The organism is Streptomyces sp. NPDC016851, from assembly GCF_055562795.1.
The window spans coordinates 307,802-330,287 of record NZ_JBVHEP010000003.1 but is presented as its reverse complement, the minus strand read 5'-3'; the positions used below and the strand labels follow the sequence as shown (position 1 = coordinate 330,287).

Annotated in this window: 21 protein-coding genes, 1 pseudogene and 1 riboswitch; of the genes and pseudogenes, 11 read left to right on the top strand and 11 right to left on the bottom strand. The window is 72.0% G+C overall.

Annotation, left to right across the window (positions count from 1 at the left end; all coding sequences use genetic code 11):
• The first annotated feature begins 66 nt into the window (after positions 1–66).
• The 3 genes from ACZ3I3_RS06900 to ACZ3I3_RS06890 are packed head-to-tail and all read left to right on the top strand — an operon-like array spanning position 67 to position 3,469.
• Positions 67–1,881, top strand: coding sequence for a glycosyltransferase (locus ACZ3I3_RS06900; protein ID WP_467363131.1), 1,815 nt, complete (start codon positions 67–69; stop codon positions 1,879–1,881).
• Positions 1,878–2,318 (top strand): hypothetical protein, encoded by a 441-nt coding sequence (locus tag ACZ3I3_RS06895; RefSeq protein ID WP_467363130.1) that lies wholly within the window; start codon positions 1,878–1,880, stop codon positions 2,316–2,318. Before ACZ3I3_RS06900 ends, ACZ3I3_RS06895 begins: the two co-directional genes overlap by 4 nt.
• A complete protein-coding gene (locus ACZ3I3_RS06890) occupies positions 2,315–3,469 on the top strand; it encodes a glycosyl hydrolase (RefSeq protein WP_467363128.1) in 1,155 nt (384 codons plus the stop codon). Before ACZ3I3_RS06895 ends, ACZ3I3_RS06890 begins: the two co-directional genes overlap by 4 nt.
• Positions 3,470–3,481: 12 nt before the next feature.
• Here the strand turns inward: ACZ3I3_RS06890 and ACZ3I3_RS06885 are convergent, their stop codons facing one another.
• The 3 genes from ACZ3I3_RS06885 to ACZ3I3_RS06875 all read right to left on the bottom strand — a co-directional run bounded on the left by ACZ3I3_RS06885 (position 3,482) and on the right by ACZ3I3_RS06875 (position 6,791).
• On the bottom strand, positions 3,482–4,237 hold the full coding sequence (locus tag ACZ3I3_RS06885; protein ID WP_467363376.1) for a polysaccharide deacetylase family protein: 756 nt from the start codon (positions 4,235–4,237) through the stop codon (positions 3,482–3,484).
• Positions 4,238–4,380: 143 nt separating this feature from the next.
• Positions 4,381–5,694: a glycosyltransferase family 2 protein gene (locus ACZ3I3_RS06880; protein WP_467363126.1), complete on the bottom strand. Its 1,314-nt coding sequence runs from the start codon at positions 5,692–5,694 to the stop codon at positions 4,381–4,383.
• A 32-nt stretch (positions 5,695–5,726) separates the two neighbouring features.
• Positions 5,727–6,791, bottom strand: a complete 1,065-nt coding sequence (locus ACZ3I3_RS06875; RefSeq protein ID WP_467363125.1) for a GNAT family N-acetyltransferase — start codon at positions 6,789–6,791, stop codon at positions 5,727–5,729.
• 192 nt (positions 6,792–6,983) lie between these two features.
• On the opposite strand from ACZ3I3_RS06875, the gene ACZ3I3_RS06870 reads away from it, so the two are divergent.
• Positions 6,984–7,832, top strand: a complete 849-nt coding sequence (locus ACZ3I3_RS06870; RefSeq protein WP_467363123.1) for an HAD family hydrolase — start codon at positions 6,984–6,986, stop codon at positions 7,830–7,832.
• On the opposite strand, the gene ACZ3I3_RS06865 is transcribed toward ACZ3I3_RS06870, so the two are convergent.
• Positions 7,796–8,575, bottom strand: coding sequence for a transglycosylase SLT domain-containing protein (locus tag ACZ3I3_RS06865; RefSeq protein WP_467363121.1), 780 nt, complete (start codon positions 8,573–8,575; stop codon positions 7,796–7,798). The genes ACZ3I3_RS06870 and ACZ3I3_RS06865 overlap by 37 nt on opposite strands.
• A 3-nt stretch (positions 8,576–8,578) precedes the next feature.
• A riboswitch (cyclic di-AMP (ydaO/yuaA leader) is annotated at positions 8,579–8,752 on the bottom strand.
• 519 nt (positions 8,753–9,271) lie between these two features.
• Between ACZ3I3_RS06865 and ACZ3I3_RS06860 the strand changes: the two genes are divergently transcribed.
• The 4 genes from ACZ3I3_RS06860 to ACZ3I3_RS06845 all read left to right on the top strand — a co-directional run bounded on the left by ACZ3I3_RS06860 (position 9,272) and on the right by ACZ3I3_RS06845 (position 13,663).
• Positions 9,272–10,282, top strand: coding sequence for a polyprenyl synthetase family protein (locus ACZ3I3_RS06860; RefSeq protein WP_467363120.1), 1,011 nt, complete (start codon positions 9,272–9,274; stop codon positions 10,280–10,282).
• Between the two features lie 231 nt (positions 10,283–10,513).
• Positions 10,514–11,779 (top strand): LolA family protein, encoded by a 1,266-nt coding sequence (locus tag ACZ3I3_RS06855; RefSeq protein WP_467363119.1) that lies wholly within the window; start codon positions 10,514–10,516, stop codon positions 11,777–11,779.
• 41 nt (positions 11,780–11,820) lie between these two features.
• The gene (locus ACZ3I3_RS06850) at positions 11,821–12,801 is read left to right on the top strand and encodes an ABC transporter ATP-binding protein (protein WP_467363117.1); all 981 of its coding nucleotides are present in this window, start codon (positions 11,821–11,823) and stop codon (positions 12,799–12,801) included.
• Positions 12,788–13,663: an ABC transporter permease gene (locus ACZ3I3_RS06845; protein ID WP_467363116.1), complete on the top strand. Its 876-nt coding sequence runs from the start codon at positions 12,788–12,790 to the stop codon at positions 13,661–13,663. The genes ACZ3I3_RS06850 and ACZ3I3_RS06845 overlap by 14 nt, the downstream gene beginning before the upstream one ends.
• A gap of 32 nt (positions 13,664–13,695) precedes the next feature.
• Here ACZ3I3_RS06845 and ACZ3I3_RS06840 read toward each other — a convergent pair whose 3' ends face one another.
• The 3 genes from ACZ3I3_RS06840 to ACZ3I3_RS06830 all read right to left on the bottom strand — a co-directional run bounded on the left by ACZ3I3_RS06840 (position 13,696) and on the right by ACZ3I3_RS06830 (position 16,024).
• Complete coding sequence (locus ACZ3I3_RS06840) at positions 13,696–14,277, bottom strand: flavodoxin family protein (RefSeq protein WP_467363115.1); 582 nt, start codon at positions 14,275–14,277, stop codon at positions 13,696–13,698.
• Between the two features lie 83 nt (positions 14,278–14,360).
• Positions 14,361–15,452 (bottom strand): amidase family protein, encoded by a 1,092-nt coding sequence (locus ACZ3I3_RS06835; protein ID WP_467363113.1) that lies wholly within the window; start codon positions 15,450–15,452, stop codon positions 14,361–14,363.
• A 68-nt stretch (positions 15,453–15,520) separates the two neighbouring features.
• Positions 15,521–16,024, bottom strand: a complete 504-nt coding sequence (locus ACZ3I3_RS06830; RefSeq protein WP_467363111.1) for a DUF6668 family protein — start codon at positions 16,022–16,024, stop codon at positions 15,521–15,523.
• A gap of 157 nt (positions 16,025–16,181) precedes the next feature.
• Between ACZ3I3_RS06830 and ACZ3I3_RS06825 the strand changes: the two genes are divergently transcribed.
• Entirely contained in the window at positions 16,182–17,537 is a 1,356-nt protein-coding gene (locus tag ACZ3I3_RS06825; protein WP_467363110.1) for a tetratricopeptide repeat protein, read from the top strand.
• A 6-nt stretch (positions 17,538–17,543) separates the two neighbouring features.
• Here ACZ3I3_RS06825 and ACZ3I3_RS06820 read toward each other — a convergent pair whose 3' ends face one another.
• Complete coding sequence (locus tag ACZ3I3_RS06820; protein WP_467363108.1) at positions 17,544–18,491, bottom strand: M28 family metallopeptidase; 948 nt, start codon at positions 18,489–18,491, stop codon at positions 17,544–17,546.
• Between the two features lie 151 nt (positions 18,492–18,642).
• On the bottom strand, positions 18,643–19,116 hold the full coding sequence (locus ACZ3I3_RS06815; protein ID WP_467363106.1) for a VOC family protein: 474 nt from the start codon (positions 19,114–19,116) through the stop codon (positions 18,643–18,645).
• A 21-nt stretch (positions 19,117–19,137) separates the two neighbouring features.
• On the opposite strand from ACZ3I3_RS06815, the gene ACZ3I3_RS06810 reads away from it, so the two are divergent.
• Positions 19,138–19,761: a CGNR zinc finger domain-containing protein gene (locus ACZ3I3_RS06810; protein ID WP_467363105.1), complete on the top strand. Its 624-nt coding sequence runs from the start codon at positions 19,138–19,140 to the stop codon at positions 19,759–19,761.
• On the opposite strand, the gene ACZ3I3_RS06805 is transcribed toward ACZ3I3_RS06810, so the two are convergent.
• Positions 19,748–20,188 carry a winged helix-turn-helix transcriptional regulator gene (locus ACZ3I3_RS06805; protein ID WP_467363103.1) on the bottom strand — a complete coding sequence of 147 codons (441 nt, stop codon included), beginning with the start codon at positions 20,186–20,188 and terminating at the stop codon, positions 19,748–19,750. The genes ACZ3I3_RS06810 and ACZ3I3_RS06805 overlap by 14 nt on opposite strands.
• A 91-nt stretch (positions 20,189–20,279) precedes the next feature.
• Here ACZ3I3_RS06805 and ACZ3I3_RS06800 point away from each other — a divergent pair, with 91 nt between their 5' ends.
• Complete coding sequence (locus tag ACZ3I3_RS06800; protein ID WP_467363101.1) at positions 20,280–21,743, top strand: MFS transporter; 1,464 nt, start codon at positions 20,280–20,282, stop codon at positions 21,741–21,743.
• On the opposite strand, the pseudogene rarD reads toward ACZ3I3_RS06800, so the two are convergent.
• Positions 21,728–22,465, bottom strand: a pseudogene (gene rarD / locus ACZ3I3_RS06795) (EamA family transporter RarD); the annotation flags it as partial. The gene ACZ3I3_RS06800 and the pseudogene rarD overlap by 16 nt on opposite strands.
• Positions 22,466–22,486 lie beyond the last annotated feature (21 nt).

Sequence of the window (22,486 nt, the reverse complement as noted above, 5' to 3'; positions counted from 1 at the left end):
CCCGAAACCGCCGGCCAGTCCGCCGGCTCCTCGTCCTCGGAGTCGTCGAGCCCGGCCCATGAGCCCGTGACGGACCTGTCCGACCTGCCCCCCGCCTGGTCCGGGCGGCGCGCCCTGGCCTGGCCCGGTGTCCCGCTGCTCGTCGCACTCGCCCTGTGGGCGTACGCCGTGCGGCACACCGACGTCTCGCGGCTCGACGACTACGGGCTGGTCACGGCGCTGCACCCGGCCTTCTGGGCCGGCCTCGCGGTGCTTACCACCGGCTTCTGGTTCACGGTCCGCGACCCGCGCCGGCCGGGCGCCTGGGCGTTGGCGTACGTCCTCGGGCTGCTGGTGATGGAGCGGGTCACGCAGGCCGTCGTCTACCCGACCCCGCTGTACGCGTGGGCGTGGAAGCACGAGGCGGTCATCGACCACCTGCTGACGGCGGGCGGTCTGCAGACGGCCGACCAGGTCGGCGACATGGCGGTGTACGACCAGTGGCCCGGCTTCTTCGCCGCGCAAGCCGCCCTGATGCGGCTGCTGGGCGTGGACTCGGCGGCGATGTTCATGGCCTGGTGGCCCCTGGTCTCCAGCCTGATGCTGCTGCTCCCGCTGCTGCTGATCTACCGCACCTTCACGGAGGACCGGCGGCTGATCTGGACCGCGGTCTGGCTCTTCTACGTCGCCAACTGGGTCGGGCAGGACTACTTCTCCCCCCAGTCCGTGGCCTACGCGCTGCATGTCGGCGTCCTGGCCCTGGTCCTGCGCCGCTTCGGCCGGTCCGCCGTGCGGGACGGGCGGCCCCGGCAGGCCGTGTGGACGGTGATGCTCGTCGTCATGGTGGTGGCGATCGTCATCTCCCACCAGCTCACACCGGGCATGCTGGTCATCTGCCTGCTCGCCCTGTGCCTGAGCCGCCGCTACCGCGACTGGGTCCCGGTGGTCACCACCGTCGTGATCTTCCTGGCCTGGTGTCTCACGGCCGCGCTGCCCTTCCTGTCCGCGGCGATGCCGGACATGATCCGCTCCGTCGGCGACATCGGCGCCAACGTGGAGACGGGGTACGGCGCCACCCCGACCGGCACCGGAGCGATCGCCACCTCCTGGGCGGCCCGGCTGCTGTCCGCCTCCGTCCTGCTGCTCGCGGCCGTCGGCGTCCTGCGCCAGCGGGTGCTGCGGCACCGGGCCCGGCCCCTGCTGCTGCTCGCGGCGGCCCCGCTGCCGATGTTCGCGGCGAGCAGCTACGGCAGCGAGATGATCTTCCGGGTGCTGCTGTTCATGCTGCCCGGCGCCGCGTTCTTCGCGGCCGCCGCGCTGCTGCCCAGGGTCCGCACGCTGGCCGCCGACGCCGCGGCGAAGGAGGCAGGCAGCCGCCAGGTCGCCCCCGTGCAGGCCCGCAGACGAGGACTCGGCACCTGGGTGGGGCTGGCCGCACTGCTCGGCGGGACCCTGGCGTTCGTCCCGGCCTACTCGGGCAAGGACCGGATCAACTACTTCCCGCCGCAGGAAGTGGCCCTCGTACGGCAGCTCTTCGACCGGGCGCCCGACGGCTCGCTCGTCGTGGCCGCCAACCGCAACTACCCGCTCGCGTACGCCTCCTACTGGAGCGTCGACCACTACTGGTTCCTGGACGACGCCCGCAGTCACGTCGACCGGATCGTCGAGAACCCGGCCGGCACCCTCGCCAGTGACATGGCCGGGGTGGAGCGGCCGGCCCGGGCCTACTTCCTGCTCACCCAGGGGCAGTTGGCCAACTCCGAGATGAACGGACAACTCGACGAGGCGCAGCTGGACCGCATCCAGAAGTCCGTCGCCGCCTCACCACGCTTCCAGCTCGTGGCGGAGAACAGCGCCGGATGGCTCTACGTACTGAAACAGACCGGGGGAGCGGAGCGATGACACCGCAGGAACTCGTGGTCCGGATGCTGCCGCCGTTCAGTGGCTGGCTCGCGCTCGCCGCGCTCGCGCTGCCCGGCGGATCGCCGCTGCGGGGCGCCGCCGTCGCCCTCTTCCTGGCGGCGGGCCCGGGCGCGGCCATGGTCAGAGTCTGCGCTCCCGCGCTCGGGGAGCGGCCCGCCGAAGGCCCCGTCGAGCGCCGCGACCCGGACTTCGCCCGCCACTCCGACCTGCTGGAGCGGCTGATGCTGGTGCTGTTCGTGAGCACCGGCGCGGTGATGCTCGTCGCGACCGTGCTGATCGCCACGCACTCCTTCAGTGCGCAGCGGGTGCTGCTGACGTTGACGCTGCTGACCACGGTCGCCGCGTTCTGTCCGCCGCTGCGCGCCTCCCCGCCATCGAGGACGACACCGAGGACACCGAAGGGTTCTGCTCAGTGAGGTTCAACCGTCCCCACCGCCCCTTTCGCCGCACGCCGACCACGACGGGACAGCACCGCAGGAGGCCACAGCCACACGAGGAGAAGCCGTCCGCCGGCCCGTTCACATCGGGCCGGCGCCGACTGCTGATCACGTCCGCGACGATCGTCAGCGCGGTCCTGGTCGGCGTACTCGCCCTCCGGAACGCCTCCGGGCCGGACGAGAGCGGAGCAGCCGGTTCGCCTGCGGACTGCCGTCCCACGGCGCTCCTGGAACCGCCCTGCGGCGCCTGGTTCGGGGCGTTCGTGCCGCACGAGCGGGACGACCTGCCGGAGAAGGTGCGCGCCTACGAGAAGCGCGTCGGCCGCGAGCTCGACATCGTGTACACGTACCACGACATGTCCCTGCCCGAAGGCACGCGCAGGGAGGGCCAGTTACTCACCCCCGAGGAGCGGCGCGTCGGCGAGGACCGCCTGCTGCTGCTGTCCTGGGAGAGCAAGTGGTGGGGCGGCACCAAGGAGCAGCAGCCGACCTGGAAGCAGATCGCCTCCGGCGAGCTGGACAAGACCGTCATCGACGTCCAGGCCGAGCGCGTCAAGGACTACGGCAAGAAGGTCTTCCTCTCCTTCGACCTGGAGATGGACACCCGCACCCCGGCCAACGGCACCCCCGCCGAGTACGTGAAGGCGTACCGGCACATCCACGACCGGTTCCGCGCCCTGGGCGTCGACAACGTGGTGTGGACGTGGATCACCACCGGCTACCTCGACCACGCCGACGAGATGAAGGCGATGTATCCCGGCGACGACTACATCGACTGGATCGGCTACAACCAGTACAACTACTACCGCTGCCACAAGACCGGCTGGCGCACCTTCGCCCAGACGCAGCACTCCGTGCACGACTGGATCCGCGAGAACATCTCCGACGACAAGCCGCTGATGCTCTCCGAGTTCGGCACCGCCGCGGACGAGTCCCGCCCGCGGCGGCAGGCCGAGTGGTACGCGCAGGTGCCCGGTGTGCTGAAGGATCTGGACGGCGTGAAGGCGGCCCTCCAGTGGAACTACCGCGACCCCGGACCGCACTGCAACCTGGCCCTGGCGAACGACGCGGCCTGGGACAGCCTGCGCGAGGCGGTCGCCGACCCCTACTTCAACCAGCCGCTCAAGTAACCCGGACCGGGATCAGCCCGCGAACTCGGGCCCGCGCAGCACCGCGCGGGCCCGCCGGTACCAGCGCCACGCGATGGTCCTGGGCCCGTCCCGGTAGGGCGCGACCCGGGCGCCCGCACCCGCCAGCCAGGCCTCGACGTCGGCGACGGTGTGGGTACGCCGGACGATGAGCCGGGCGATGCGGTAGCGCTCGTCACGGTCGGAGCTGAGCGCGTGCCGCACGGCGGTCGCCGTCTCGTAGCCGGCCCGCGCCGACATCGCGCGCACACGCGGGCTGTTGTAGCCGTGCGGATAGGCGAGATGGCGGACCTCGTGCCCGAGGGCGTCCTCCAGTACGGCCTTCGACGAGCGCAGTTCGTACGCCAGGTCCTTGCGGGACAGGGTGTCGAGCTGCGCGTGCGTGACCGTGTGGCTGCCGATCTCCATGCCGTAACGTTCCAGCTCCGCCGCCCGGTCCAGGGTCATCATCGGCGCGGGCGGCAGCAGGCTGCGGCCGCCCGGGGCGATGGCGCCGGTGGTGAGATAGGCGGTGGCGGGCAGCGTCCGCTCGGCCAGCGCCTCGGCGGTGGGGCCGGGCAGATCGGCGAAGCCGTCGTCGAAGGTGAGCAGCACGGGCCGGGGCGGCAGGGGCGCGCGCCCCGCCAGATGATCGGCGACCGCGCTGATCGTGACGGGGGTGCGGCCGCTGCGGACCACGGCGTCGAGATGCGCGGCGAACTGCTTCGGCGTGACCGTGAACTCGGCGATCCAGCCGGGCGGATCGTCCATCACCGAGTGGTACAGGAAGACCGGGATGGCCGGGGAGCCGGCCGCGCCCGGTGCCGGTATCGGCCCTTCACCCTCCTGCGCAGCCCGCTCCGTCCCGCCTCTGCCGTCCCCTTGGCCCTCGTCCCGCGTGCGTGCCGACGTCCTCATCTCGCCCCCTCACCACGCGCCCGCAGCGCCCGCCGCGCGCGCAGATAGCCGACAGGCCCGTACACCATCCCCCGGCGCTGCAACCGCGACAGCCGCCGCGGCCAGGGATGCGTCCGTGTGTCGTGGTCGCCCGGCGCCCCGCCGCCCTCCGTCTCGCGTACGGCGGTCAGCGCGCGGGCGTGGGCGAGGCCGCGGGGCAGCTTCGCGAGGAACGCGGGCAGCAGCGCGGGGCGGTTCACGAGCACCGCGGTGAGATACGCGGTGAGCCCGGCGCCGTAGCCGTACGCCTGCGTCTCCAAGTCCTGCCAGGTCTCCCGGTGGTGGTGCCACACCAGTGCGGACGGGGTGTAGCGCAGCCGGTGGCCCTCGGCGAGGACGCGGACGAAGCCGTAGAGGTCGTCGCCGCCCCGGGCGGCCGTACCGGCACCGGTGGCCGGGTCGAAACCGCCGACGGAACGCAGGACGGCCGTCCGGAAGGCCATGTTCGCACCGGAGCCGAACCGCCCCGCCGTGAACGGGAACAGCGGCTCGTCGCCCGGCGGCCGCGCCGGGTCGTACGTCCTTGGAGTGAAGCCTTTGGCGAAGCCGCCGTGGCTCTCCAGCAGCACCTGGGCCGGCGTGGTCAGCCGTGCGGGCAGGATCAGCCCGGTGCTGCACCCGAGTCCGGGGTCGGCGGCGAAGGGCGCGGTCAGCTCGGTCAGCCAGCGCGGATCGGCGACCACGTCGTCGTCCGTGAAGGCGACGACCTCGCCGCGCGCGGCCGCGAGACCCGTGTTGTGCGCGACCGCGAGGCCGGGCACCCGCTCGCAGACGTACCGCACACGCTCGGCGTACTTCCGCTCGATGAGCTCCCGCGTCTCGCTCGTCACCGGAGCGTTGTCCACGACGACGATCTCGAACCGCGAATGGTCCTGCGCCAGCAGCGAGTCCAGCGCCCGCGCCAGCTGCCCGGCACGCTCCCGGGTGGCGACGACGACACTCGTGTACGGCGGCTCACCGGCCTCAGGAGTCGGCCGCGCCTTCTCCGGCTCCGCGAGCACGGCCCTCGCCCGCTCAGCGAGCACGGCCCTCGCCCGCTCCGCGAGCACCGCCCTCGGGTCCGCCCCCTGAGGCACCCGCCCGAGCAGCGTCCCGACGGGCCGCCCGTCCCGTCTGACCAGCACGAACACCTCGCCGTGCGTCACCGGCGGGCTCCCCGGGCCCGGTCTGAGCACCACCTCGTCACCGTCGAGGTCCAGCTCGGCGACCTGCACCGCATCGATGTCCAGGAACCGCCGTATCTCCTCCTGCGCACGTGCCGAACGGGCCATGGGCCCCTCCCCCCTCGTCATCAGGATCGTCGTCAGGTACGGCGCAGCCGCGCCGCGCCCTTCAAGGTCCGCGCGGCCAGCGCCGCGAGCCGTGGCCTGCCACGGACGAAGCTGTGCGCGCGGCGCGCCGGCTCGCGGCTCAGCCAGTGCAGCGCCGCGCCCGCCCCCGGTCGCGTCACCGCACCCTCGTACACGGGCAGTTCGCCCGTCTTCAGCGCGTCCTTGTACTCGGCCGCGCCCCGCCCCAGGTCGAGCATGTCGATGCCCTCTGCGGCCGCCGCCTCGGCCATGCGCAGGTGCAGCACCAGACCCGGCGAGTACTTCGCGAACTCCGGGTCGTAGGCCGGGAACCAGCAGGCCAGGACCGATGCCGAGCGCAGTCCGAAGTGTGCGGCCAGCGGCCGCCGGCCGGCGTACAGCACGGACAGCGTGCCGCTGCACTCGGGCGCCCGGGTCTCGGCCAGCCGCCCCACGAGCCGGGTGATCCACTCCCGGGCGAACCGGTCCCGGCGGCCCGTCCTGCGGTACTGCGCCGACTTCCACTCCATGAGCGTGCGCAGCGCGGCCGGCTCGCGCTCGTCGAAGACGAACCGCAGCTCGCCGACCTGCCGGCCCAGCCTGCGCTCCTTGGCCAGGGTGGTCTTCAGGAACTTCGGCGACTGGGCGCGCAGCACCGACTCGTATGTCTCGTAGCCCTTCTCCACGTCGATGACGTAGGTGGCGTGCTCCTCGGCCGCGTACCGGACGAACAGCCGCTGCTCGGCCTCCAGGTTGTCGAAGGCGAAGCTCGACAGCGAGCAGGCCCGCAGCAGTTCGCCCGTGTCCAGACGCAGGCCGGGCCGCAGGATCGCGCCCTGCGCGTCCGAGACGCCCAGCCCGATGGCCCGTCCTTGCCCCAACGGGCCCCGTTCATGGGGCAGGAAGCCGGCCGGCTCCAGCCCCTCGTACACCACCGCGACCCGCGCCCGCGGCTTCACCAGGCCGACGGCTTCGGCGAACTCCGGTTCCATGAAGGGGTTGCGCGGTGTCTCCGACGCCGCGCGCAGCGCGCGCCAGCGCTCCTTCTCCCCCTCGCCGAGCTCCCCGGGCCGAGCCACACGTATGCGCCCACTGCTCAACCTGACCCCCCGATCAAGTCCCCCCTGGACACTTGGAAGGTACCGCCCGAGACGGCCCCACGGGTAGGTAGCGGACCATCTTGTTGCCAACTGGTGCAGAGGCCTTCAACCGGGCAATCGGCGTGCGCCGTGCGATGAAACGAAGGGGCGCGTTGTCCGTATTCTCTGATCATGGCCGCACCCCTCGCATATTCACTCATCGCCACCGACCTGGACGGGACGCTGCTGCGCGGCGACGACACCCTGTCCGACCGGTCCCTCGCCGCACTCACGCGGGTGGTGGACGCCGGTGCCCGGCACCTCGTGGTGACGGGCCGGCCGGCGCCGAGAGTGCGGCCGCTCCTGGACGACCTCGGCTGTACGGGGCTCGCGGTGTGCGGACAGGGCGCGCAGGTGTACGACGCCGGCGCGGACCGGCTGCTGTGGTCCATCACTCTGGACCGGGAGCTGGCGGAGACCGCCCTCGGCAAGATCGAGGCCGAGGTGGGGCAGGTGTACGCCGCGGTCGACCAGGACGGGGTCGACGGCCTCACGCTCATCGAGCCGGGCTACCTGATGCCGCACCCGACCCTGCCGGCGGTGCGGGTCGACCGGCGCGACGACCTGTGGGGCGAGCCCATCAGCAAGGTGCTGCTGCGCCATCCCCACCTGTCGGACGACGAGTTGGCGGCGACGGCCCGCTCGGTGGTCGGTTCACTGGCGACGGTGACGATGTCGGGGCCCGGCACGGTCGAGCTCCAGCCGTGCGGCATCACCAAGGCCACCGGCCTGGCGCTGGCCGCCGAGCACCTGGGGCTGCGGCCGTCGGACACCCTCGCCTTCGGTGACATGCCCAACGACATCCCGATGTTCGACTGGGCCGCCCACGGCGTCGCCATGGCCAACGCCCATCCCGAGCTCAAGGCCGTGGCCGACGAGGTCACCCTGTCGAACGAGGACGACGGCATCGCCGTCGTCCTCGAACGACTGCTGGGCGGGACGGATCAGTACGGGCCGTTGACGTTGTCGATCGAGCCGTAGCGGGCCGCCGCGTAGTTGCAGGCCGCCGTGATGTTGGCGACCGGGTCGTACGGGTCCCACGACGTGCCGTCCACGTGGTAGGCCTGGAAGGTCGGGTCGATGGTCTGGAGCAGACCCTTGGACGGGGTGCCCTTGGCGGCGTTCGAGTCCCAGTTGTTGATCGCCTGGGGGTTGCCGGACGACTCGCGCATGATGTTGCGGTGGATGCCGTCGTACGAACCCGGGATCCCCTTCTGCGCCATGATGTCCAGCGCCTCGCGGATCCAGCCGTCCAGGTTGTTCGCGTAGGTCTTCACGGAGGCCTGGGTGGCCTTGGCGACGCCACCGGCGGGCTTCGCGGCCGGCTTGGCGGGGGCGGAGGACTTGGTCGCCGTCTTCTTCCCGGCGTCCGCCTTGGCCGTCTTCACCGTGAGCTTCAGACCCGGGTGGATCAGCTGCGGGTTGTCGCCGACGGCGGCGCGGTTGTCCTTGTAGAGCTGCTTCCAGCCGCCCGACACGTCGTACTTGTCCGCGATGCGGGCGAGCGAGTCGCCCTTGGTGACGGTGTACGTGAGGGACTTGGCGGGCTGGGCCGCCTGCGGCACGGACTGCGACACGGTGGGTGCGCTCTGGGCCGGCTGGGCGGCGTTGGCCTGCGTCGCGCCGATCAGCGGCAGGGCGAGGGCCGCTCCGCCGGTGCCGGCGGCCATGACGCGACGGGTGAACTGACTGGTTCTGGGGCGACGGTGCTTGCCTCGGGGCATGGGGATGTTCCTCTCCGGCGCCTGCGAGGTGAGCTGTCGGGTTCGGGCCGGGAGGTGCCCGGCCGCGTACGGCGCTGTGCGCTGTACGCGGCTTCACCCCGAGCCGTTCCGCTGCGCGGACCGGCGACTTACCTGGGTCCCCCGCTCCTGCCCTGCGTGAGTGAGTGGGTTCGTGTGGGGTGTCCGGGCGGTGGCAGGATTCGGCGTCCGCCGGACAGGCCCGGAACGTATGCGAGAGCACATGTCGGGAACAAGCACCGGAGTCACATATCGAGCGGTTGACCTTGGTCAGGGGCGTATGGGGCACTTGATCCTTTGCTGGAGCCAAGGCTCAACTTGCGTGCGGCGGAAGGAGGTACGGGCCGGTGCCGGAGTGGGATGTCCCAGGGGATAACGTGATTCAACTCACTGATCACGAGTCCGTGGGGCGATTTGCACTTAGGGGAATTCGCTTATCCAATGCCGCAAATCGTGCATAGCTCGCTATCGGCTGGTAAGTCGATAAATGTCTGTTCTTATGAGCTGATCGAAAACATTGCGGTCGTGATCGGATACCACCCGGCCTGTAACCCTGGGCGCTGGCGGTGATCGAAACGTGACCGGATACGCTGACTCGAGTGATGGCAGCGACCTATCGACAAACCGCGTAATCACCAGCAGACACACCGGCAGACACCAGCAGACAGGAGACCCCTCGTGACCGACGTCGGGCCGTTCGGGCTGAGCGTGCGGGACCAGGCTCTGGAAGCCGATGTCCAGGCCGGGATGGCGGCTGTCGAGGAAGGCTTGCTCGAGGCCACCAAGAGTGAGGTGCCCTTCATCACGGAGGCCGCCCAGCACCTGGTCCGGGCCGGTGGCAAGCGGTTCCGTCCGCTGCTCGTGATGCTCGCCGCCCAGTTCGGCGACCGGTACGCGCCCGGGATCGTGCCGTCGGCCGTCGTCGTGGAGCTGACCCACCTCGCCACGCTGTACCACGACGACGTGATGGACGAGGCCACCGTGCGGCGCGGGGTGGCGAGCGCGAACGCCCGCTGGGGCAACTCCGTCGCGGTCCTCACCGGGGACTTCCTCTTCGCCCGCGCCTCGCACATCCTGGCCGACCTCGGCCCGGAGGCGGTGCGGGTCCAGGCCGAGGCGTTCGAGCGGCTGGTGACCGGGCAGATCCTGGAGACGGCCGGACCGCAGGACGGCCGCGACCCGGTCGAGCACTACCTCGACGTGCTGGGCGGCAAGACCGGCTCGCTGGTGGCGGTGTCGTGCCGGTTCGGCGCGATGATGTCCGGCGCCGACGACACGGTCGTGGACGTGCTGACCCAGTACGGCGAACGGCTCGGTGTCGCCTTCCAGCTCGCGGACGACGTCCTGGACATCGCCTCCGACTCCCACGAGTCCGGCAAGACGCCCGGCACCGATCTGCGCGAGGGCATCCCCACGCTGCCCGTGCTGCGGCTGCGCGAGCGCGCGGCCCGGCTCGGACTCGCGGACGACATCGCCCTGTGCGAACTGCTGGACTCCGACCTCACCGACGACGACCGGCACGCCGAGGCCCTGCGCCTGCTGCGGGGCCACCCGGCGCTGGAACAGGCCCGGCGGGACACCGTCCGCTACGCCCAGGACGCCCGCTCGGCGCTGGCGCCACTGCCCGAATGCACCGCGAAGACGGCGCTGGTGGAGCTGTCCGACGCGGTGGTGCACCGGGCCGGCTAGCGCATTTCTCCCCCAGGACCCCTACGGGTCGGGGGAGATGCCGCCCCCTCGTGTCATACCGCAGCAGTACGTGGAGTTGATCCCGGGGTCTGACGTATTTCGCCGGCCGATTTGGTCAGATGGTCACCACGGAAAACACCACTCCTCACCAGTTCGGGTGAGAATGGCGGCTCAGGGACGAGTGCGTGCACGACACGGACAGCCGCCGCCGATCACGGAGGTAGGGCACACATGGCACCGTACGCATCCGACGACAGCACGACCGCCGGGGAGGTCGACGAGCAGCGCTCCGGGCGGCGCAAAGCCGCGCGGTACGTCGTCCCGGTCACGGTGATGGGGGTGGCGGCCGCGACGATCGGCCTGGTCCCCGCACTCGCCGACTCCGGTGACCCCGACCTCCCGAAGATCACCGCCCAGCAGCTCATCGAGAAGATCGCCCAGTCGGACGTCCAGCAGCTGTCCGGCACGGTGAAGATCAGCACGGACCTCGGCCTGCCGGACCTCGGCGGGCTGGAGAGCAGCCTGATGTCCGGGGCCGCGGGCCAGGGCGAGGGCGGCTCCTCCGCCGACCCGACGGCCAAGCTCACGGAACTGGCCTCCGGCACGCACACCCTGCGTGTCGCGGCCGACGGCCCGGACAAGCAGAAGCTGTCGCTGCTGGAGAACGCCGCCGAGTACAGCATCGTCCACAACGGCAAGGACGTCTGGGGCTACGACAGCAAGTCGAACGAGGTCTACCACGGCACCGCCTCCGGCAGCCCGGAGCGCGGGAAGGACCAGCAGCCGCCGGCCACGCCGAAGGACTTCGCCGAGGAGGCGCTGAAGGCCACCGACGACACGACCGCCGTGACCGTGGACGGCACCGCCCAGGTCGCCGGCCGGGACGCCTACAAGCTGGTCATCAAGCCGAAGCAGTCCGGCTCGACGGTCGGTGCGGTCACCGTGGCCGTGGACGCGAAGACGGGCATGCCGCTGAAGTTCACGCTGACCCCGGCGAGCGGCGGCGCCGCCGTCGTCGACGCGGGCTTCACCCAGGTCAGCTTCGCCAAGCCGGCCGCGTCGACCTTCGACTTCACCCCGCCCAAGGGCGCGAAGGTCACCGAGGAGAAGGATGCCGCCAAGGACTTCGGCAAGGGCTCCGACAAGCACTTCGGCAAGGACTTCGAGAAGGGCTTCGAGAAGGGCGGGGCGCGTGAGCACGCCCCCAAGGCCGGGGAGGACGCCGGCAAGGGCCTCGACGGCATGAAGACCATCGGCGAGGGCTGGAGCTCCATAGCCACCTTCGACACCGGCGGCGAGGGCATGCCCTCGGGCCAGGCCGGCGGCGAGTTCGGCGGCTTCATCGACTCGCTCGGTGACAAGGTCACCGGCAAGTTCGGCTCGGGCACGGTCTTCTCGACCCGCCTGATCAACGCCCTGGTCACCGACGACGGCAAGGTCTACGTGGGCGCCGTCACCAAGGACGCGCTCGTGAAGGCGGCCGACGCCGGGAAGTAGGTCCCGAACTCCCGCGGGACTCGGAGAGAACGAGGAAGCCGATGGGCGAACCGTCCGCCACGGAGCCGGAGCAGCGGGGCGATCAGACCGGGGACCCGGTCATCGCCACCCGCGCGCTCAGCAAGCGCTACCGCGGCGGACAGCTCGCCGTCGACGGCCTCGACCTGACCGTCCCGGCGGGCAGCGTCTTCGGCTTCCTCGGTCCCAACGGCTCCGGCAAGACCACCACCATCCGCATGCTGATGGGCCTCATCGAGCCCACCTCGGGCACAGCGACGGTGCTCGGGCAGCCCATGCCCCGGGCCACCCGCGCCGTGCTGCCGCACGTCGGCGCCCTCATCGAGGGCCCGGCCCTGTACGGCTTCCTCTCCGGCCGCGACAACCTCATCCGCTACGACTCCGCCGACCCGGCCGCCGATCCGCGCACCCGGAGGGCCCGAGTCGCCGCCGCGCTGGACCGGGTGGGCCTGACGGCCGCCGCGGGCAAGAAGGCCAAGGCGTACTCACTGGGCATGAAACAGCGCCTGGGCCTGGCGGCGGCGCTGCTCCAGCCGCGCCGGCTGCTCGTGCTCGACGAGCCGACCAACGGTCTCGACCCGCAGGGCATGCGCGAGATCCGCACGCTCATACGGGAGCTGGCCTCGGACGGCACCACCGTCTTCCTCTCCTCCCACCTGCTCGACGAGATCGAGCAGGTCTGCACGCACGTGGCCGTGATGACACAGGGCCGCCTCATCACCCAGGGCCCGGTCGCCGAGCTGTCCGCCGGGGCGCGCGGCAGGCTGGTGGTGAGCACGCCGGACCCGGCGGAGGCGGCCCGGGTGCTGAAGGAGCAGGGCGTCGGCGACGTCGTCGTCACGGACGACCGGGTGACCGGCGAACCACCGGAGCGCGACCTCGCCGATGTGAACGCCGCGCTGGTGACGGCAGGTGTGCGGGTCCGCGGCTTCACCGTCGAACGGGCCTCGCTGGAGGACGCGTTCGTGGCGCTGACCGGGGAGGGTTTCGATGTCGCAGGCTGAAGCCGCGAAAGCCGTACGGCCGGTGAGTCCGCTGTGGACCTTCGGGCTGCTGCGCAGCGAGCTCACCACCACCTTCCGGCGCTGGCGCACCCTCGCGCTGCTGGCCGTGCTGGCGGGCGTGCCCGTCCTGGTCGGCATCGCCGTCAAGATGGAGACGAGTGACGGTTCGTCGCCCGGCGGTGGCGGCGGGGGACCGGCGTTCATCTCGCAGATCACGAACAACGGCCTGTTCCTCGTCTTCACCGCGCTGGCCGCCACCCTGCCGTTCTTCCTGCCGATGGCGATCGGCGTCGTCGCGGGCGACGCGATCGCCGGCGAGTCGAACGCCGGCACGCTCCGCTACCTGCTGGTCGCCCCGGCCGGCCGTACCCGCCTGCTGCTCACCAAGTACGCCACCGTCGTCATCTTCTGCCTGGCCGCCACCCTCGTCGTGGCCGTCTCGGCGCTGACGGTCGGCGCGTTGCTGTTCCCGCTCGGCGACTTGACGACCATCTCCGGCACGCAGATCAGCTTCGCCGAGGGTCTGGGCAGAGCCCTGCTGATCGCCCTGGCCGTCGCCGCGTCACTGATCGGCGTCGCGGCGCTCGGACTGTTCGTCTCGACGCTCACGGGCAGCGGCATCGCGGCGATGGCGACCACCGTCGGCCTGCTGATCACGGTCCAGATCCTCGACCAGATCCCGCAACTGCACGCCCTCCAGCCCTACTTCTTCTCGCACTACTGGCTGTCCTTCGCCGACCTCATGCGCGAACCGGTCTACTGGGACGACCTGGCGAAGAACTTCGGCATCCAGGCCCTGTACGCGGCGGTCTTCGGCTCGGCGGCCTGGGCGCGCTTCACGACGAAGGACATCACCGCGTAGCGCCCGGTCCTGACAGCTCAGCCCCGTAGCACTCAGTCCTCGTACACGAACCGGGCCAGGGGCGCCTCCCGCGCGAAGAACGTCTTGGCCCGGGCCAGTGCCTCGGTGTCGTTCCGGACGTCACCGGGCTTGCTGCCGTTGCCGAGCAGTACTCCGCCGAACCGCATCCCCATGTACGCGGCCGAGTTGTTGAGCGTGCCGACCAGCGGGTCGGCCACCTCGGGCTGCGTGTCCGCGAGCGCGGTGACTCCCCACAGGGTGCGACCGGCCAGCGTCGCCTTGAAGTCGAGGCCGGGCGTGCGCAGCCAGCCCGACCAGTAGTCCAGGTAGCGCTTGGTGTGCGCGGAGACCGAGTACCAGTACAGGGGCGAGGCGATCACGATGTCCGTGGCCGCGAGGGTGGCGTCGAGCAGCAGTGCCACGTTGCCCTCGGTCGGGCGGACGTGGTCGCTGTCGTGCCGCAGGTCCTCGAAGTCGGGCACCGGATGCTCGGTGAGGTCGATCCACTGCTGTTCGACGTCCGGGGGCAGTTGCTCGGCGGCCGCGCGGGCCAGCAGCTCGGTGTTGCCGTCGGCACGGGCGCTGCCCAGGACGAAGAGGAAGCGACGGGTCATGAGGGTCCCCCAGAATGTAGGCGCACATCAATTACACGCGCTTGCATCATATGCGTACGCATGTAAATCCGCCAGGGGTGTCCTCAGTTCCCGACGCGCACCTCCGCCTCCCGTGCCACGGCCAGCAGCAGTGCCTCCCGGCCGTGCGGCGCCACCAGCTGCAGACCGGCCGGGCAGCCGTCTCCGCCGAAGCCCGCCGGGAGGCTCAGGGCCGGGTGACCGCTGAGGTTGAACGCCCAGGTGAGAGAGGTGGAGTAGCGGTCGCCCGGGCCGTCGTGGCCGTGCGGCGGGGTGGGCGTGGTCGGCGTCAGCAGCAACTCCGCCTCGGCGAACAGCGCGGCCAGCCGCCGGTCGTTCTCCGCCCGGACGCGGTGGGCTTCGCCCGGATCGGCACCGGGGGTGCGCAGGGCGAGCCAGGCGGGCCCGGGGTCCGTGAGGCGCAACGGCACCCGCGGCCGTACGAGCCGTACGACACCCGCCGCCGCGAGCCGTTCGACCGCCGCCCGGGCGAGTGCGACGGGCTCCGGATCGGGCCCGGCAAAGCCCAGGTCGGACGACCAGACGGCGGTGACGGGGAGCGGCGTGCCGGCCGGCACCCGCTCCTGGGACACCACCCGCCACCAGGCCGCCGCGTCCGACGCCGAGCGGGCGAGGACACCGGGCACGGCGAGCCCCGTACGGTCGGCGGAGGGCAGCCGTCCGGCCGTGGCCTTCAGGCCGGTCACCCCGCACCACGCCGCCGGGATCCGCACCGACCCGGCACCGTCGCTCCCCGTCGCCAGCGGCACCAGCCCGGCCGCCACCGCCACCGCGGCCCCGGCCGACGAGCCGCCCGGCGTACGGTCCGCCCGCCACGGGTTGAGGGTCCGGCCACGGGCGCCGAGCCCCCAGGTCTGCCAGGGCGTTCCCGGCCCGGGTACGGAGGTCGCGCCCACGGCGACACAACCGGCCGCGAGCAGCGGCCCCGCCGCACGCAGCCCGTGCCGCCCCTTCACGGCGATCGGCACCCCGGCCAGCGGCAGCGCTTCCCTCTTTCGGGCGACATCCCCGGCCCGCCGGCCGAGCCGTGCGTCCACCTCGCCCGCCCGCCGCAACGCCTCCTCGCGCCACACCTCGATGAACGCGCACAGCTCGGGATCGGCCCGCTCGATCCGCTCCAGCGCCGCCCCGACCACGTCGACCGCGCGCAGCTCCCGGGCCCGTACGCCCGCCGCGATTTCCCCGGCCGACAGGGACGCCGCCGTCAGTGCGCCGCTCCCGTCAGCCGGACCAGGGCCGAGGTCTCACGCGGCGGGCGCCCCAGCTCGCCCAGCCGCCAGGCCGGCACCCACGGCACCCGGTACACGTCGATGACCGACTCCAGCGACTTGACCCGCTGGGCGAGCGGACGCGGCAGCCGGCCCGGGGCGTCCGCCACGAGGACGACGGCGTCGAGGTCGAGCCCGGGCGGTGCCTGACCGCGCCGGAAGATCTCCACGGCACCGGCGACCGTGTCCAGCCCGGCCGCGTGCGTCCGCGCGACCAGCAGCACCGACGCCGGATCGCCCGGTCCGGGCCAGGCGCGGCCGCTGTCATGACCGCCGTAGACCGCGGCGAGGGTGGAGACGCCCGCACCGCCGTGTGTGCCGACCCAGGAGAAACGCCGTGCCGCGGCATGGGCGTGAGCGGGCTCCGGCGGCCCCGGCTCCTGGCTGGTCACCGGGCCGCGGATCCAGATCTCCGGCCCCTGTCGCATGCCTGTCTGCATGCCCCTCTCCTCCCTCGTACGCCCGATCCTCATGCCAAGCGGAACGATCCATGCCGGGACCTGGAACCCTTGGGACGAGCCTGTGACACCGCGGTGACGTGAGAAACGGGAGCGAGCGGACACACTCGACAGTAGGACGACGCCGAATGAGGGGAAGATGGCTCGACTCAGCCGCGAGAAGAAGCGGGAACAGAAGCAGGCCGCGCACGCGGCGACCCCGGCGGCGCCGATCGACGTCCGTGTCCCCGGGGCCGGAGCGGACCCGACAGGAGCCGTCCTTTCAGGAGCGGTTCCGGCCGGAGGTATCCCGGGAGCCGGCGCGGGGGGTGTCTGCGACGGTGCGTCGGTCGGCGGCGTCCCCGTCTTCGCGGCCCCCGGCGAGGAGATCCAGCAGGCCGTCCTGAACCGCCTTCACCACATCGCCCTGGCCACCGGCCATCCCGTCCTCGCCACGATCCACGACGAGCGCATCGGCTACGTCGTGCCGCTCCAGGTCGACCCGGACGGCTCCAGCCGCTTCACCGCCGAGCCGGTCCGCACGGCCCCGCAGGAGGACGCCGGCGCTGCCACGGGGACGCCGGCGGTGGACGCGGTGACGGAGACGCCCGGGCCGACACCGCCCGCGCCGGAGCGGCAGCACCCGCAGGAGGACAGGGCCACGCACGTCCTGCGCCCCGTACCGGAGCCCGCCCGTGGCACGGCCCAGACGTTCCCGCTGCGGGCGGTTCCCGAGCCGCAGCCGGCCGATCAGCCCCCACCGACGTTCGAGCTGCGAGCCGTACCGGAGGCGCCGCGCCCCGAGCCGGAGGACACCCCGCCCGGCACCGTGGCACCCCCGACCGGCGAGTTCGGGCCGCCTCCGCTCATGGACGTCAGGCCGCTCCCCGTCCCGGGAGCCGCCCCGGCCCCGCACCGCAGGCGGGAACCCGAGCCGATGTCCGAAGCGGAACTGCTCGCGGCCGAAGCGGACGCCAAGCCGACTCCCGCCCGGGGCTTCGACGCCGTCGCGGAGGCCGTGCTCGGCGACGAACCCCTCGGCGCCCCGGGCGACCCCACCGCGCCCGCCCTCCTCGCCGAGCCGGTCGCGCGGATCAACGAGGCCGTCAAGGAGGGCCGGATCGACGCGGCCGCCGGGCTGGCGGACCAGACCGTCGCGGAGGCGTCGGGGACGCTCGGGCCGGAGCACCCCGAGGTGCTCCGGCTGCGTGAACTGACCGCGTACATCTCCTATTTGGCGGGCGATCCGCTCCGGGCCTTCCATCTCTCCCTCGACCTGGCCGGCGCCCGCCGCCGCTCGGGCGACGCGGAGGCCGCCTACGGCAACGTGCAGAGCGCGGCCACCGCCTGGCGCGCCGTGCGCGACCCGGCGGTGGGCCTGGAGCTGGGGCGGGACCTGATCGGCCTGTGGACCGAACTCGCCGCCGAGGACGGCCCCGCCGCCGAGGAGATCGAGCAACTGGAGTCGGCCCGCGCCCGCATGGGCCGCCTGACCGAACGCGCCCGCAACCAGTAGGCGCTGTTACCGCGACAGCTCCCACACCGCGTGCGCGACGGCGTCGCTGTTGCGGTCGAGGGCGGTGTCGTCGATGTTGGCGGTGGTGTCGCAGGAGGAGTGGTAGCAGCGGTCGAAGGCCCGCCCGGCCGTACCGCCCCACTTGGCCGCCTGCGCCGCCGTCTTCGTCCTGCTCGCCCCGGTGAACAGGCCGCCCACCGGCACGCCCGCGCTCTTGAAGGGCGCGTGGTCGGAGCGGCCGTCGCCCTCGGTCTCGATCTCGGTCGGGACGCCGAGGCCGCTGAAGTACTCCTTGAAGGTCTTCTCGATCGCCGGGTCGTCGTCGTAGACGAAGTAGCCGGGGTTCGGCGAGCCGATCATGTCGAAGTTCAGATAGGCGCTGATCCTCGAACGGTCCCCGGTGGCCAGCCGGTTGACGTAGTGGCGGGAGCCGACCAGGCCGACTTCCTCCGCGCCCCACCAGGCGAAGCGCAGGTGCTTGGCGGGCTTGTACTGCGCCCGGGAGACGGCGAGCGCGGTCTCCAGGACGGCGGCCGAGCCGGAGCCGTTGTCGTTGATGCCGGGGCCGGAGGAGACGCTGTCGAGGTGCGAGCCGGCCATCACGACCTGGTTCGCGTCACCGCCGGGCCAGTCGGCGATCAGGTTGTAGCCGGTGCGGCCGGAGGCGGTGAACTGCTGGACCGTGGTGGTGTACCCGGCCGCGTCCAGCTTCGCCTTGATGTGGTCGACCGAGGCCTTGTAGCCGGGCCGGCCGTGCGCGCGGTTGCCGCCGTTGGCGGTGGCTATGGACTGCAGCTGGGACAGGTGGGCCTTGACGCCCGCCAGGGGTATGTCGGGCGCGGCGGCCGGTCTCGGGGGAGTCGACGCGGCGTCCGCCACGGCGCCGCCGGTCAGGAGCATGGCGGTCGCCACGACACCCGACGCCACGGCACGCGCGGAAACGGAGAGCTTCATGTGGGGGCTCCGGATTTCATGGGGAAGCCCGTGGGGTGTCCACGGGCGGCCCACAGTGAATGGGGTGCCTGGATGGTGAAGCTGGTATTGACTCTCCGTCAAGGGACGTATCAGGCCAGGGTGTTGTGAGACATCGGCCCGCACGGGAAGGTCACTGCACGCAGAACTCGTTCCCCTCCGGATCCGCCATCACGACCCACTCACCGCCCTGCTCCGCCACCCGCCGCAGCACCCGCGCACCGAGCCCCTCCAGCCGCGCGACCTCCTCCTCGCGCCGCCCCTCGCCCGGGTGCAGATCGAGGTGGAGCCGGTTCTTGACCGTCTTGGCCTCCGGAACCCGCTGGAACAGCAGCCGCCGCCCCAGCCCCGTCCCGCTCTCCTCCTCGAACGGGTCCTCGGGGTGCCGTACGGCGATCAGGTCCCGGAAGGCACGGCGGCCGTGGAACTCGACCGTGGCCTCTTCGGGCAGGGCGCCGAAGCCGAGCAGCTTCTCGATCAGGGCGCTGTTGTCCTCGGCCTCGTACCTCAGGGCGGCGGCCCAGAAGTCGGCCTGCGCGTGCGGATCGTTCGCGTCGATGACGATCTTCCAGTGCAGGGGGGCGGGTGATGCCGGGGTCTGTGTCATGTAACCAGTTATACTGGTTACATGAGTGGGCGCGCAGGGGAAACGCCGGACCGGACACCCGAAATGACACTGGTCTCGCACCAGGGGAAGGCCTACCGCTTCGACCCCGGCGCCCTGTGCCTGGAGCTGCTGACGACAGGCGGCCCCGGTCGGTTCGCCCGCTACGAGGTGCTGCGCGAGCCCGCCGATCTCGTCGCCTGGACCGCACGCAGCCGCCTCCCGGACGGCCTGGACATCACCGTCACCGAGGGCGAGCTGGAACGTGTCCGCGCCCTGCGCGACGCCTTGTTCCCGCTCGCCGCCGACCGCGCCCACGGCCGCCCGCTGCGGGCCGCCCACCTGGACGTCGTCAACGCCGCCGCGGCCGGGCCCCCGCTCGTCGCCCGCATCGAGCCGGACGGCACCCGCGCCTGGGCCCCGGACGCCACCGGAGCCCAGTTGCTCTCCACGGTCGCCCGGGACGCGATCGACCTGTTCACCGGTCCCTACGCGCACCGCGTCCGCGAGTGCGGCGCCCACGACTGCTACCTGCTCTTCGTCGACACCTCCCGCCCGGGCCGCCGCCGCTGGTGCGCGATGGAGCACTGCGGCAACCGTGAGAAGGCTCGGGCCCACCGGTCCCGGGCCCTGCCTAGGAAGCCGTAGCCTCCGCCTCGCGGGCGTCGTACGCGCTGCGGGCCGCCGCGATCTCGTCCTGGTGCCGCTCCGTCCAGGTCACCAGGGACTGGATGGTGGTGTGCAGAGTCCTGCCGAGGGAGGTCAGTTCGTACTCGACCCGCGGCGGCACCACCGGGTGCACCGTCCGCTTCACCAGGCCGTCCCGCTCCAGCGACCGCAGGGTCACCGTCAGCATCCGCTGGCTGACCCCGTCGATCTCCCGACGTAGCTCGGTGAAGCGCAGCCGTCGGTTCTCCAGCAGCGCGATGACGAGCAGCGACCACTTGTCGGCGATCCGGTCGAGGATCTGCCGGACCTGGCAGTCCTCGCGGGTGTCCCACTGGAAGGGGTCGGCGTCGCCGTGGTCCACGGTGCTCTCGCAGTTACTCGGTGACTTCGAAGTGCCTACTTCCATGTCTGTCGATACTGCCGCAGGGTGGTCGTGGTTACAAGAGGGAACCGACCCTCGCTTGCGTAACCGACTTCCACCAGAGGAGTGTTGACTCATGGGCACGCGTGCCTGGGCGTTGCTGCTCGTCCTGTGCGGGACGATCTTCCTTGAGGGCGCCGACGTCGCGATGATGGCGGTGGCGATCCCGGCCATCCGCTCCGATCTGGGCCTTGCCACCGGCACGGCGGCCTGGGTGCTGAGTGCCTACGTGCTCGGTTACGCCGGCTTCACCCTCCTCGGCGGCAGGGCCGCCGACCTGCTCGGCCGGCGGCGGATGTTCCTGCTCTGGCTGACCGTCTTCCTCGCCTTCTCCGGACTCGGTGGCCTCGCGACGGACGGCTGGATGCTGATCGTCGCCCGGTTCGTCACCGGCGTCGCCGCCGCGTTCATGACCCCGGCCGCGCTCTCCCTGATCACCACGTCCTACGAGGAGGGGCCGAAGCGCAACAAGGCCCTGCTGGTCTTCGCCGGGACCGGCGCGGCCGGCTTCTCCCTCGGCCTGGTCATCGGCGGCCTGCTCACCGAGCTCGGCTGGCGCTGGGTGTTCTTCGCGCCCGTACTGCTGACCGCCGCCCTGCTCGTCGCGGCCGTGCGCCTGGTGCCCCGGCGGGACGCCCCACCCGTGCGGGGGCGCACCTTCGACCTGCCCGGCGCGATCACCGCCGCCGGCGCCATGCTGCTGGCCGCCTACACCGTCGTACGCCTGGAACACGGCCTGCACGACTGGCCGCTCACCCTGGTCTCGGGGCTCGCGGCTCTGCTCGTGGCCGGTGCCTTCGTCGCGCTCGAACGTCGCTGCCCGGATCCGCTCGTCCGCCTCGGGATCCTGCGCCAGGGCCCGGTCGTGCGCGCCGACCTGGGGGCGTTGCTCTTCCTCGGTGCCTTCTTCGGCTTCCAGTTCGTCGTCACGCTCTACCTCCAGGAACTGCGCGGCTGGTCGTCCCTCCAGACCGCCGTCGCCCTGATCGTCATGGGTGTCGACGCGGTCCTCGCACCGACGCTCACCCCGAGACTGGTCGCCCGCTTCGGCAACGCACGGGTGATCGTCGGCGGATTCCTCCTGGCGGTGGCCGCCTACGCCCTGTTCCTGCCGGTGGGCATGGACTGGTCCTACGCGATGATGTTCCCGACGCTGCTGCTGTCCGGCCTCGCCTTCGCCCTGGCCTACGGGCCGCTGACGATCGCGGCCACGGACGGGGTCACCGGGTCGGAGCAGGGCCTGGCCGGTGGGCTGCTGACCACCGCCACCCAGTTCGGCTCCGCCATCGGCATCTCGGCGGTGACCGCGGTCTACGGCCTGGCGTCCACCGGGTCCGGCCCCGAGGCCACGCTGTCGGCGTTCCGGGCGGCGCTGATCGTGCCGCTGGTCCTGGTGGTGCTGGGCGCGCTGATCTCGCTGGTCAGCGTGCGGGAGGCCCGGCGGGCGGCGCGCAGGGCCTCCCAGGTGAGCAGCGCCAGCGCCAGCCACACCAGCGCGAACCCGGCCCAGCGCTCCGGCGGCATCTCCTCGCCGAAGTAGAAGACGCCCAGCAGGAACTGGAAGACCGGCGTCAGGTACTGCAACAGGCCGATCGTGGACAGGGGCACGCGGATGGCGGCCGCGCCGAAGCAGACCAGGGGCAGCGCGGTGACGATGCCGGCCGAGGCGAGCAGCGCCGCGTGCCCCGCGCCCTCGGCGGCGAAGGTGGACTCGCCCCGCGCGCTCAGCCACACCAGGAAGCCGAGCGCGGGCAGGAACTGCACCACGGTCTCGGCGGCCAGCGACTCCACGCCGCCGAGGTTCAGCTTCTTCTTCACCAGCCCGTACGTGGCGAAGGAGAAGGCGAGGCCGAGGGAGATCCATGGGGGCCGGCCGAAGCCGACGGTCAGCACGACGACCGCCGCGGCGCCGGTCCCGACCGCCAGCCACTGCACCGGCCGCAGCCGCTCCTTCAGCAGCAGCACACCCATGGCGATGGTGACCAGCGGGTTGATGAAGTACCCGAGCGAGGCCTCGACGACGTGCCCGGAGTTCACGGACCAGATGTACAGGCCCCAGTTGAGGGTGATGAACGTCGCGGCGACCGCGACGAGGCCCAGCCTGCGCGGCTGCCGCAGCAGCTCTCCGGCCCAGGCCCAGCGGCGCAGCACGAGCAGGGCGGCGCCCACGAAGACCAGCGACCACACCATCCGGTGGGCCAGGATCTCCATCGCCCCGGCGGGCTTCAGCAGGGGCCAGAACAGCGGAACGAGCCCCCACATGCCGTAGGCCGCGAAGCCGTT

Coding starts and splice junctions, on each gene's coding strand:
- ACZ3I3_RS06830 (WP_467363111.1), bottom strand. CDS start 16,024: ATGCAGACAGGCATGCGACAGGGGCCGGAGATCTGGATCCGCGGCCCG.
- ACZ3I3_RS06865 (WP_467363121.1), bottom strand. CDS start 8,575: ATGCCCCGAGGCAAGCACCGTCGCCCCAGAACCAGTCAGTTCACCCGT.
- ACZ3I3_RS06805 (WP_467363103.1), bottom strand. CDS start 20,188: ATGGAAGTAGGCACTTCGAAGTCACCGAGTAACTGCGAGAGCACCGTG.
- ACZ3I3_RS06870 (WP_467363123.1), top strand. CDS start 6,984: ATGGCCGCACCCCTCGCATATTCACTCATCGCCACCGACCTGGACGGG.
- ACZ3I3_RS06840 (WP_467363115.1), bottom strand. CDS start 14,277: ATGACCCGTCGCTTCCTCTTCGTCCTGGGCAGCGCCCGTGCCGACGGC.
- ACZ3I3_RS06885 (WP_467363376.1), bottom strand. CDS start 4,237: ATGGACGATCCGCCCGGCTGGATCGCCGAGTTCACGGTCACGCCGAAG.
- ACZ3I3_RS06815 (WP_467363106.1), bottom strand. CDS start 19,116: ATGACACAGACCCCGGCATCACCCGCCCCCCTGCACTGGAAGATCGTC.
- ACZ3I3_RS06880 (WP_467363126.1), bottom strand. CDS start 5,694: ATGGCCCGTTCGGCACGTGCGCAGGAGGAGATACGGCGGTTCCTGGAC.
- ACZ3I3_RS06845 (WP_467363116.1), top strand. CDS start 12,788: ATGTCGCAGGCTGAAGCCGCGAAAGCCGTACGGCCGGTGAGTCCGCTG.
- ACZ3I3_RS06810 (WP_467363105.1), top strand. CDS start 19,138: ATGAGTGGGCGCGCAGGGGAAACGCCGGACCGGACACCCGAAATGACA.
- ACZ3I3_RS06800 (WP_467363101.1), top strand. CDS start 20,280: ATGGGCACGCGTGCCTGGGCGTTGCTGCTCGTCCTGTGCGGGACGATC.
- ACZ3I3_RS06855 (WP_467363119.1), top strand. CDS start 10,514: ATGGCACCGTACGCATCCGACGACAGCACGACCGCCGGGGAGGTCGAC.
- ACZ3I3_RS06825 (WP_467363110.1), top strand. CDS start 16,182: ATGGCTCGACTCAGCCGCGAGAAGAAGCGGGAACAGAAGCAGGCCGCG.
- ACZ3I3_RS06820 (WP_467363108.1), bottom strand. CDS start 18,491: ATGAAGCTCTCCGTTTCCGCGCGTGCCGTGGCGTCGGGTGTCGTGGCG.
- ACZ3I3_RS06850 (WP_467363117.1), top strand. CDS start 11,821: ATGGGCGAACCGTCCGCCACGGAGCCGGAGCAGCGGGGCGATCAGACC.
- ACZ3I3_RS06895 (WP_467363130.1), top strand. CDS start 1,878: ATGACACCGCAGGAACTCGTGGTCCGGATGCTGCCGCCGTTCAGTGGC.